Source organism: Paenibacillus sp. Y568 (assembly GCF_059445545.1).
This window is the reverse complement of sequence record NZ_JCAIUM010000015.1, coordinates 54,399-65,684: the sequence shown is the minus strand read 5'-3', so window position 1 is coordinate 65,684 and position 11,286 is coordinate 54,399. Positions and strand designations below refer to the sequence as shown.

Annotated in this window: 10 protein-coding genes; 1 reads left to right on the top strand and 9 read right to left on the bottom strand. The window is 39.0% G+C overall.

The window, feature by feature from the left end:
* Nucleotides 1–37 precede the first annotated feature (37 nt).
* Nucleotides 38–1,438, top strand: coding sequence for an ABC transporter substrate-binding protein (locus tag AC1D7X_RS19235; protein WP_495475956.1), 1,401 nt, complete (start codon nt 38–40; stop codon nt 1,436–1,438).
* A 69-nt stretch (nt 1,439–1,507) separates the two neighbouring features.
* On the opposite strand, the gene AC1D7X_RS19230 is transcribed toward AC1D7X_RS19235, so the two are convergent.
* The 9 genes from AC1D7X_RS19230 to AC1D7X_RS19190 form a co-directional block, all read right to left on the bottom strand.
* Complete coding sequence (locus AC1D7X_RS19230; RefSeq protein ID WP_495457463.1) at nt 1,508–2,257, bottom strand: SDR family NAD(P)-dependent oxidoreductase; 750 nt, start codon at nt 2,255–2,257, stop codon at nt 1,508–1,510.
* Between the two features lie 157 nt (nt 2,258–2,414).
* A complete protein-coding gene (locus AC1D7X_RS19225) occupies nt 2,415–2,840 on the bottom strand; it encodes a DUF2500 domain-containing protein (RefSeq protein WP_495457464.1) in 426 nt (141 codons plus the stop codon).
* A 338-nt stretch (nt 2,841–3,178) separates the two neighbouring features.
* Nucleotides 3,179–3,367, bottom strand: coding sequence for a hypothetical protein (locus AC1D7X_RS19220; protein ID WP_495457465.1), 189 nt, complete (start codon nt 3,365–3,367; stop codon nt 3,179–3,181).
* Between the two features lie 230 nt (nt 3,368–3,597).
* A complete protein-coding gene (locus AC1D7X_RS19215) occupies nt 3,598–3,816 on the bottom strand; it encodes a hypothetical protein (protein ID WP_495475955.1) in 219 nt (72 codons plus the stop codon).
* Between the two features lie 472 nt (nt 3,817–4,288).
* Nucleotides 4,289–5,575: a WD40/YVTN/BNR-like repeat-containing protein gene (locus AC1D7X_RS19210; protein ID WP_495475954.1), complete on the bottom strand. Its 1,287-nt coding sequence runs from the start codon at nt 5,573–5,575 to the stop codon at nt 4,289–4,291.
* 300 nt (nt 5,576–5,875) lie between these two features.
* Nucleotides 5,876–7,270 (bottom strand): branched-chain amino acid transporter BcaP, encoded by a 1,395-nt coding sequence (gene bcaP, locus AC1D7X_RS19205; RefSeq protein WP_495475953.1) that lies wholly within the window; start codon nt 7,268–7,270, stop codon nt 5,876–5,878.
* Nucleotides 7,271–7,443: 173 nt separating this feature from the next.
* Nucleotides 7,444–8,742 (bottom strand): hemolysin family protein, encoded by a 1,299-nt coding sequence (locus AC1D7X_RS19200; protein WP_495457469.1) that lies wholly within the window; start codon nt 8,740–8,742, stop codon nt 7,444–7,446.
* A gap of 95 nt (nt 8,743–8,837) precedes the next feature.
* Complete coding sequence (locus AC1D7X_RS19195; protein ID WP_495457470.1) at nt 8,838–9,464, bottom strand: LysE family translocator; 627 nt, start codon at nt 9,462–9,464, stop codon at nt 8,838–8,840.
* 494 nt (nt 9,465–9,958) lie between these two features.
* Nucleotides 9,959–10,870 (bottom strand): tyrosine-type recombinase/integrase, encoded by a 912-nt coding sequence (locus AC1D7X_RS19190; RefSeq protein ID WP_495457522.1) that lies wholly within the window; start codon nt 10,868–10,870, stop codon nt 9,959–9,961.
* Between the last annotated feature and the right edge of the window lie 416 nt (nt 10,871–11,286).

The following is an 11,286-nucleotide window of genomic DNA, read 5'->3' as shown; positions in this document are numbered from 1 at the left end:
AAAAATATGATCCAATAAGGGAGAGAACAAAGAACTCATGAAATCAAAAGCAATGCGTAGACGACCCATGGCACTACTTATCATCGTATGGATGATGTTGCTGACTTCTGCATGCGGATCGACAGTAAGTAATAATGCATCAAAGGAAACCGCATTAGCTACTTCAAGTAGTGAAACTCCGACTGAAACGGTAAAGAAAACAGCACCTGTTAAAGTTGTATGGTGGCATTCCATGAGTGGAGAATTAGGACAGACATTGGATCAACTGGTCTCAGATTTCAACAACGCACAACAAGATGTTCAAGTCGAAGCGGTGTACCAAGGAACCTACGATGAGAGCTTAAATAAGTTAAAAGCAGCTATGGATTCAGATAGTAGTCCAACGTTAATGCAGGTATATGAGATTGGTAGTCGGTTCATGATCGATACCAAAGCAGTAACTCCAATGCAAACATTCATCGATAAAGAAAACTATGACACGACTTCATTAGAACCTAATATTTTGAACTATTACACGTTTGATAATCAATTGTATTCGATGCCATTTAACACTTCTAACCCTATTCTTTATTACAATAAGGATGCTTTCAAAGCTGCCGGATTGGATCCTAAGAAACCTCCAACCACATATGCAGAATTCGCAAAAACGGCAAAATTATTAACTAGTGACGGTCAAACAGGAGCCTCCTTTGCCATCTATGGTTGGTTTCTGGAACAATTGCTTGCGAATCAAGGAAATGAGCTCATCGATAATGGTAATGGCCGTACATCACCAGCGACTTCATCCTTATTAAATAGTGAAGCAAGTATCTCAACGCTAACGTGGTGGAAACAAATGTTGGATGACAAGTCGATCATAAATCTTGGCCGTAAGACAGACGATACCAAGAAAGCATTCGCTGCAGGACAAATTGCCATGACGCTTGATTCTACAGCTTCTCTTCGTGGGATCGTTAGTTCAACAGAAGGGAAATTCGAAGTGGGTACAGCCTTCTTACCTACACCTGAAGGAGCGAAGGATGGTGGTGTTGTCGTAGGTGGTGCAAGCTTATGGATTATGAATAATCGTTCGGACGAAGAACAACAAGGCGCATGGGAATTCATTAAATTCCTAGCACAACCAGCAACGCAAGCATTCTGGCATATCAACACAGGATACTTCCCGATCACTCAGAAGGCCTATGACGAGCAGACAGTTAAAGATAATTTATCTAAATATCCTCAGTTCCAAACAGCTGTCGACCAGCTTCATCAGACGAAGGCAAATCTAGCTACACAAGGGGCAGTTATGGGTGTATTCCCTGAAGCGCGTCAGTTAACGGAGACTGCCATTGAGGAAGTATTAAATAATAATAAGTCACCTCAACAAGCACTAGACGATGCAGCTAAGTCCATTACTAGCAAGATACAGGAGTATAATCAAACAGTCAGTCAATAGATTTAGTAATGAAGAAGACAGCACTCATTCACCTCTATTAGCGAGGAACGGAGTGCTGTCTTCTTCAGTTCATTCTTCATACATCATTTTTCGTGTCATTCCCCCATCTAGTACAACATTGGTACCTGTTATGAAAGAGTTATCTGGATCCGTTAAGTAAAGACAGGTGCGAGCAACATCTTCAGGGGTTCCCACACGTCCAGCAGGATGTTGTTCGTGATCTAAGGCGCTGAGTGCTTTGTAATCCTGTGTCTCGATCCAGCCAGGGCTGATACTATTCACTCGAATCCCTTCTTTTCCAAGAGAGATAGCCATCGCATGAGACAATGCAAGAATTGCCCCCTTAGATGCTGCGTATGCTTCAGAATCAGGTTCAGACATTATGGAGCGTGTTGAAGAAATGTTTACGATTGCACCTCTCGTCCCTTGACTCTTCATGATCTTCGCAGCTTCACGTGTCGCTAGAAAACAGCTTCGAGCATTTGTGTTTAATACATCATCCCATTCATCCACGGTTAATTCAAAAGGAGACTTGAAGCGGGAAACACCCGCATTATTGATCAAAATATCGATCGTTCCGAATTCCTCCATAGTTAATGCCATGAGCCGCTGAATATCTTCTTCTAACCTCACATCACAGGGAATGAATATGGCTGTTCCACCCTCTTGGCGAATTGTTGCTGCGGTTGTTTCACCTTTTACAGCATCTAGATCTGCTACGACGACTCGTGCGCCTCTCGTGGCATACATGTTGGCGATACCTTGTCCAATGCCTTGTGCTGCACCAGTTATTACGACTACTTTATTTTCAAAAGACATGATTAACTAGCCTCCTCTTCTAATCAATAAAAAAATTTAGATTTATTATGACATCTTTAATGCTACTACAGAAATAACTAATCTTCTAATCCAATCAGGATATATACAAAACAGAAAAAACCGCCTTATGATTAAGGCAGTTGTAGGTATTACTCTATTACTCATATCCCCTTCGTCCAGAACGTGCATCATCCTGTGTGGTGAACCTAGGATTACGATGGAATCCCATATAACGAGTTCCCTGAAACGTTAGTTGCCCCTGATCACCTTCCGCACAAAGACCATACTCATCCCCATTGACAGTGAACTCTATCCGATCTCCACTACCCACTTCAAAGGTTATATAATAACTAGTACGAGTGTAACTTGTTACCTGATCATTCTGTTGGTTATTGTGTTGCTTCACTTCAATACGCTTACTCACAATACAAGAGTCTACAGTAAGTAAAGGCTGTCTATTGTTGTTATTCCATTGTAATATGCTCTTTCCAACACTCAATAACAGAATAGCTACAATTACAATGATAAAGATCGGCATGACGGTTCCTACAAAATCGAACATCCAAAAAGAGTCTAATCCCATCCTTCTCCCCCTTTCATACTAACGCCAACTTGGGTTTAACTTCCCGTATAAATGGATACTTCAAAGTTGTGCATTATCCTAACAATCTTCGAAAGTATTGGCGTGGAGAGGGAATGCAACTTATGTAACGTATGATCTCCATAATTTACTGACATCGTTATACACTATTGGACTCTCCACTAACATGTATATGCGATGTACTTGCCAAGCATATCAATTATTGATCAATTCTTCGCAAATCTTATTAAACATATCTAGACACAAAAAAGATGAGTATCACAAAGCTCAAATGCACACTTCGTGTTACTCATCACGTTACTATCCTATTTATATATATATTATGCATGAACCATTTGTAACAAAACTTGTGTTTCGTTCATTTCTTCTTGATCAGCCAACATTCCTTGTTCTGACCAACAAGCTTGGCATTTTTCTTCAGAATCACATAAATGAGCATCCTCACATGTATAGCAGAATTGAAGTAATTTTTTACTAGTTACGTCGGTTTCATTATTGAAATTTGTCATCTTGCCCACTCCATTCTCTTATCTATCTTGTTTACAAACTAAAGATACCATAAATATAAAGTATTTATTGTGATTAATTTCACATACTTGCATTAAATTTAAAACTTTATTATTTTCATCTTAATATGACCTCATAAATAACGCTTAGCATCCCGTAGCTGACATAAGCCAGTCCATCGCTGCCCTAAGAATAACAACCCAGTAGAGCGTAATCCACTGTACGGAGAGATTCATTTAAATAGTTTACTTGATGCATCTGAAAACGTACTGGTGATGGGATCTACGATGTAACAGGAGTTTTTTCTGCTAATATGACTGTGTAGACCCATAAGAGTTCCTCCAACTGGAGATTCTCCTGCTAACTGAAATACGTAACCACCCATCGATCGTAACTCCAATTTATGGACTAATATCTCTGTACTCTGGTAACCGGGGTTGATCACCATCATCACTCCCTCCGTGTTTCCGGTATCTACACCATTCCCGCTCCCGTTAACTATTCCACTAAGTTACCTTCACCGTTCAAAGTCACTGTTTCCGTTACAATAACTATTCACCGTTACTATGAAATCACCGCTCCCACTAACTATTTCTGATCCTTCGGACCTTTTTATGCTCCCACTCATTCATCAGCCTCAGTTCTCCTAGTCCCCATATCTAACCAATTTCAGTATATAAGAATCAGAGTTGTTACAATATTCAATCCTCAAGAGCCAGTTGGCCTGGGTTCGATTGAGTTAAATTTGGTTAGATTTAGGTTGTATTTGATTGTATTTACCTAGGTTTGGCTGTGCTTATTTTGGTTGTCTTGTTTAGGTTTGATTGTACTTCCTTGGGTTTAACTGTGTGCTTATTTGGTTGTACTTGCTTTACATCGGTTGTACTTGGAAATAATCCTCTATTACTTAGCATCTCTTTATCTTATAGTACTTTCCAAGTTATGCCCCCGTCCAAAGTCTGTAACAACAGTGAACGCTTATTATCCGTATTCTCTAACAATATCCAGCCTGACTTAGATGAGATGAATTCGAATTTAACGACACTTGGATACATCTTGATATAATCTTGTAGTGTTCTACTAGTAGCTAACGCTTCCCAAGTCCTTCCTTGATTTAACGTGTGATAGACAACCGAATCCTGTAAATACCAACCTTCATTTTGATTCAAAAAGACAGGAGGCAACATTTGATTCAATCCTTGTGACCAATTCAGGTTAAATGATTTCAACTGCCATGTCACACCTTGATCCGACGTGAAATATCCGTTGAATTTTGTCTTATCCCCTACTGTACATGCCAGAGGTATAAACCCATTATCTCCTGATTTTTCTTTGAATTGAGGATTACCCAACTCCAATGTACTACAAGTACTCATTTTAGTGGTATCCACGAAATTGGGCACTGATAACCACGAACTCCCTCCGTCATCAGTGGTATATAACGAGGAACTCCCTAATTCTTGAAGCGTGACAAATCCACGAAGCGGATCAATAAATGTCATACCCTCTAAGTAACCATCATAAGAAATGGACTTCTCCGTATCTTTTGAAGCGTTGGGTGACCCTGTATTCTGCATTACCTTTTTCCAAGTTCCGCCACCATCATCCGTTCTAAATAGATATTTCTCCTCTTGCCCCATCGAAGCAGCCGAAGAAGTTAGAATCCATCCCCGAGCCATTGATATGAAGGAAATTCCCTTTATCGTATCTGATTTAGGTAAGGAGGATATCCTCCATTGTTTACCAGAATTTGTTGTCCGTAGAACTACGGTTTCATTCTTTCCTTCGCCATTACGAACAACCCAGCCATTATTTTCATCTAAGAAGAATACATCTGTTCCGTAGCTAGGATTCTTTGTAAACTGCACATTCGCTGCAGGAGAAATATTAATCCAGGTTTCGCCCCGATCCTCTGTAAGATAGAGCCTCAACGAGTTTCTCGTTAATCCCCACGCTAGCCCAGTAGTATCGTTTATAAGGTGAAAGTCCACTAACCGAGTCTGAATCTGATATTGTTCTTGTTCTTTGGTGACAGTTTCCACATTGGACACATCTGGGGTAACTACATTTAAAGTCTGTCCCAGCTCACTGGTATCTTCTTGTTCTTGCGCAGGTTGTGTATCTATAACAGCATTATTATTGGAGCAAGCCGTAAGTAGCAGACCCAATAGGATGACAATTTGAGCGTATTTATGTCGTTGTAATTTCATTAGTTTTGCCTCCATCCATTACCGATTCTGAAAAATCATGATTTAGCTTAACCTCTCAGAATACCCTTCGTTTTAAAACAGAAGGTTTATTGATGCTTAATCTAAGTGAATATTATATCATATTAAGTGAAATGCATAGTTGATTACTAGAAAAAAACAAGATCCAGTCAACCTTATAGTTAACACTATAAACTAATCATTCAATAAATTATAGATTATGGTTAACATAATCTTTCTATACACAAAAGCAGCTCTTAACATCGAGCTGCTTCTGGAATGATATGCTGTAATCTCAGAAAATCACTTATTCAACTTACTATGTCTATATCCGTACAAGAAATATATGATCATACCAATAATTAACCATATTAAGAACCCCTGCCATGTTTCTTTGCTTAAATTGAACATTAAATAGAAACATGCCGCAGCACTCAGTAGTGGGATAAAGGGTACCCATGGCACTTTAAAACCTCTAGGTAAGTCTGGATTGGAAATTCGCATAAAGATGATTCCTAATGAAACAACTGCAAATGCGAATAACGTTCCAATACTCGTTAGACTAGCAAGCTTGTCCAATGGAATTAATCCAGCAAGAATAGCTATCAGAATGCCTGTTATCCATGTACTTACCACCGGAACTTGTGTCTTCGTATTAATACGGGAGAGCACCTTTGGCAGCATCCCATCACGAGAAATGGCAAACAACAAACGTGATTGACCATACAGTAGTACTAAGAGTACGGTAGTCATACCCGCTATCGCACCTAATGATATGAGTCCAGCCACCAAGTTCTGATCAACAAATCGTAATGCGAAGGCAACAGGATCTGTCACGTTAAGTTGTCCAAAGGGAACAATTCCTGTAATAACCAGAGATACAACGATATAAAGAATGGTACATATAGCAAGAGAAGATATGATCCCAATTGGTAGATCTCGTTGAGGATTCTTCACTTCTTCTGCCGCTGTTGATAGGGCATCGAACCCTATATATGCAAAAAACACAGCGGCCGCACCATTAAAGACACCAGTCATCCCATAGGGTAGAAATGGGGACCAATTCGAAGGTTTTACATAAAAAATACCAACACCAATAAATAATAAAATGACTGCAATCTTAATCATAACCATAATGGTGTTGAATCGAGCCGTTTCCTGAATTCCTCTAGTCAACATAAAACAAATTAAAAGAATAATTAGAACTGCAGGAAGATCTATGTAAGTCCCCTCCGACATATTAAAGGGTCCAGAAATGGCTGTAGGCAAGTGAACACCAAAACCATCTAATAACCCCTTTAAGTAACCAGACCAACCACTGGCCACGGCTGCGCCCGCGACACCGTATTCAAGTGCAAGGTCCCATCCTAGAATCCATGCAAACACTTCACCAAATGCGGTATAACTGTAAGCATATGCGCTTCCTGATACAGGTACAGATGAAGCAAACTCCGAATAACATAAAGCCGCAAGAACACACGCGATAGCTGCAACTACAAAGGATAGAACTAATCCGGGTCCTGCATGTTCAGCAGCTGCAACTCCTGTAAGAACAAATATACCCGTTCCAATAATGGCTCCGACGCCTAGGATAGTAAGGTCCATCGCGCCCAATGACTTTCTTAATGTTGCTGACTGATCTTTAGAATTCCCTTCTTCAATGTAACTGGATGCTGATTTTTTTCGAAATAAGTCCATGTTCTCTCTCCTTATTGCTTCTTATGCCGCTGATTATTATCTTCTTTTATTATGTACGATGTCAATTACAAAAAAACGGAAAATAAAAACATATCCAGCATTTCCCTCATTATTATTGTTAAAAACGCAAAAAAAAGCAGCCACATAGGGCTGCTCTCGATCTATATCTATGATTATGATTCAACAATGAGTTCAACTTTACAATAACGATGTTTATCTTTCTCAAGAAGGGTAAATGTCACATTCTCATGTTGCCATTGATCTCCTTCTTCTAGTTCAGAATGATGACCATATAGCCATCCACCTATAGAATCCCACTCTTCCGTATCAAACTCAGTTGGGAGTAGGTTATTAATATGCATTAACGATACTTTACCATCCGCGATAATATGATTATCAGCGACTTTTGTGATTTCCTGCTCTTCTTCACCATCAAATTCATCGCGAATCTCGCCAACGATCTGTTCTAATATATCTTCGATGGTAACCATACCCGAGGTTCCACCGTATTCATCCACTAGAATGGCAATATGAGTGCTTTCTCTTTGCATTTTCTTTAACAATGCATCTACAGAAGCAGTCTCAGGAACTGACATCACAGGTTGCATCAAGGTTGAAACTTCAACATTAGGGTTATCATCATAAGCTAAGAAAAATTGCTTCGTATTAATAATCCCGATAATGTTATCCTTATTCTCGTGTGCTACTGGAAATCGAGTATATTGCTCTCTCTTGATAATCTCCATATTTTCCTTTTGGGTCTTATCTGTATATAAGCACACCATATCTGTACGAGGTACAAGAATATCCTTTGCAAGCATGTTATCAAAAGCAAAAATACGATTTACATACCCGAGTTCATTCTTGTTGATCTTACCACTTTCGTAACTTTCATTTATTATAATCTGAAGCTCTTCCTCGGAATGGGCTTCTTCATGTTCTGATGCAGGCTTGATCCCGATCATTTTAACTAATTGATTAGCCGAACCATTTAAAGTCCATATGAAGGGTCTCATCACTTTGTCAAACAATATGATAGGTTGGGCAGTTAATAATGCAATGGTCTCCGTTTTCCGTATAGCAATCGTCTTAGGTGCCAATTCACCTACTACGACGTGCAAGTACGTAATAACAACGAATGCAATAACGAACGAAATGAAATCATTTAAGCCTTGAGCTAGTTGCATTTTCGCAAATAAAGGATGTAGAATACTTTCTACTGTTGGCTCACCCAACCAACCTAGTCCGAGTGACGTAATCGTAATACCCAATTGACAAGCAGATAAGTAACCATCTAAATTGTCTAGTACCCTTTTTACAGCCGATGCATTCTTTCTACCTTCACTGATCATTTGATCCACTCGACTTGAACGAAGACGTACCATAGCGAATTCCACCGCTACGAAAAAAGCTGTTAATGCAATTAATATAGCGATTAAAAATAGATTTAACCCCGGCCTGCCACTTTCCACTACTTCATCTTCTCCTTTAAAAATATTATGATTTTTATAGTTACAAGATATAATTATACATCGATCACGGTTTTTTTACAAAAATATTGTCTAATTTAAGGTTGAGTGGTTGCCAATTTCAATCCTAATCCTATATATATGGCAGAAGCCGTAACATTAGAATATTCACTAAATTTAGGTCTGGCCAATAATTTATGACTGAAAGTCCCTGCAAAATAGGCGAGTATTGAAAAAATGACACCAGATAAGACTAGGAAAATCAACCCTAAAACAATCATTTGAAGTGGGACATACCCGGTTGTATAATCAACAAATTGCGGTAGAAAAGTAAGGAAAAATATAGCGACCTTTGGATTAAGGACATTCATAGTAAGCCCTCTAAGCAATAAACTCCGCTGCCCTTTCGGCTGACTCGCATTCAACTGGATAGGACTCTTACGATATTTAATAGACTTAAAGGCTAGGTAGAACAAATAAAGAGCCCCCGCCCATTTAAATAGGCTGAATGCAGTTGCAGATGTCGTAACAATAATAGAAAGTCCCAGTGCTGCGGCTAAGGTGTGAACGATACTTCCAAGACTTAATCCCACAGCCGTGTAGACTCCCGCTTTCCTTCCATTGGTCATTCCCTGTGTAACAGCAAATATAAGATCAGGACCTGGTATGAGGATCAATAAGATGGAAGCACCGATAAATATCATAAGTGAAGATAATGTAAACATGTGTTTAAATCCTTTCTTGTGCTTATTTTAGATGAATGAATTAATGTTAGAGCGAATATGACCTCAAGAGATTGTGTTGCTTCAACTGCAGCTAATTGTGAAAGGTTCCCTCTGACGCGTGTAACCCCTCATCTTTTAGACCGCATAGCGAACATATGTTCCATCGTCTTCAAATTGCTCTTTTAATTCCGGTATCACTATGCTTCAGTCTCGTATTAGTAGCTACAAAACCAATATATTGCATCTAAATCCTCCAAACAAGACAATTTATGGGTGTAATCCTCCTTGATGATTAAAAATGAGAATTATTCGAGGTTCGAACATATGTTCTAATGAGTGCAAAACGACCATAAAAAGTGATTTATTGTGTTTGGACCTTCGATCTTGAAGCTAGGAAATATATAAATGAAGTAGATAGAAAAAGTATTGGTTAACATAATATTTATTATGTTAACCAATACTGATCGTTCATTTTTTAGCATCACTTTTAATTCCTACATCCTCACTTTTTCATTCTTTTCCTCTTCAATATCCTGTTCACTTATAGAAAATGAAGGTAATTCCAAAGTGAGTCTGGACATCGCTTCCTCTTTCTCACGACTCGTAATATGGGTATACACCGTAGTCGTCTGAATGGAGGAATGACCTAATAACTCCTGAACGGTTCTCAGATCTGCTCCCTTTCGTAGCAACATCGTGGCAAAAGAATGGCGCAACTTATGGCTGGAATAAGGTATTCGTTGCATCGGTTGGATATCACTCTGAAACCGATCGAACGTATCCGATGCCGCTTGTTGAATCGATCGAATCGATAACCGACGACCCTTTTGTGAGATAAACATCGCTACCTCTTTATTACGCTTAGGCTCAATACGTTCGCTCACTGCCCGCTCCAATACAGGACATACCGATTCAGGAACGGGAACTGTTCGCCATTTACGCCCTTTACCAAATACACTAAGTAATCGACCCTCCGAATTGAAATCACTTAAGTTCAGCGTATGCACTTCACCTACACGCAGACCCATGTATGCCATTAAAAGAAAGATTGCTAAATTACGGTCACGATGTTTTCCTTCCACCGCACTAAAGAACCTTTGCATTTCAGATTCCTCTAAATAGACGGGTGCACGATACTTGTCTGTTTTTGATTTCTTGATACCTACTGCAGGATTTACGTTATGTAGTTCCAATTCCATTAACGCTTTAAAAAAACATGAAACTGAAGCATGTTTACGATTACGTGTAGAATCACTTACGCCACGTTCACGGACAGATGATAAATAAGATACAACATGGAATTTCCTAACACTGTCTAATGACTTTCCATTGAGTGAAGCCAAAAATTCATGTACATCTCCGAGATACGATTTCTGTGTGTAAGTTGTATACCCGGCGTCTTTCATCCAGATTAAAAAACCATCCAACGCTTCTTCATAAACTTCTGTCCATTCGTTCACGGGTAGTCACTCCCTTTCTTCACTGTTATCTCTTCGTAGAAATTAATTTTAACATGAAGTTCAGTCGTTAGCACAATTAGTTCATTTTAGAGAAAGAACTTACGCGATTTGAACAAAATCCATTTTGGTATCATTTTTTCCAATAAAAGGTTACAAATAACGTGAGATAGCGGCCGTGATCCACTTAACAAATCCATTTAAATCAAAACAGCGTATAATTTAAGTTATACGCAATTATTTTAATGCGTTTTTTATGAGTTATTCTATATACTTCGTGACAAACTAAACCATATTGAAGATAATGATAAAGTGGTGATTTACACGAGAACACGTACTATAAAACAGCATAATACATAGGAGGT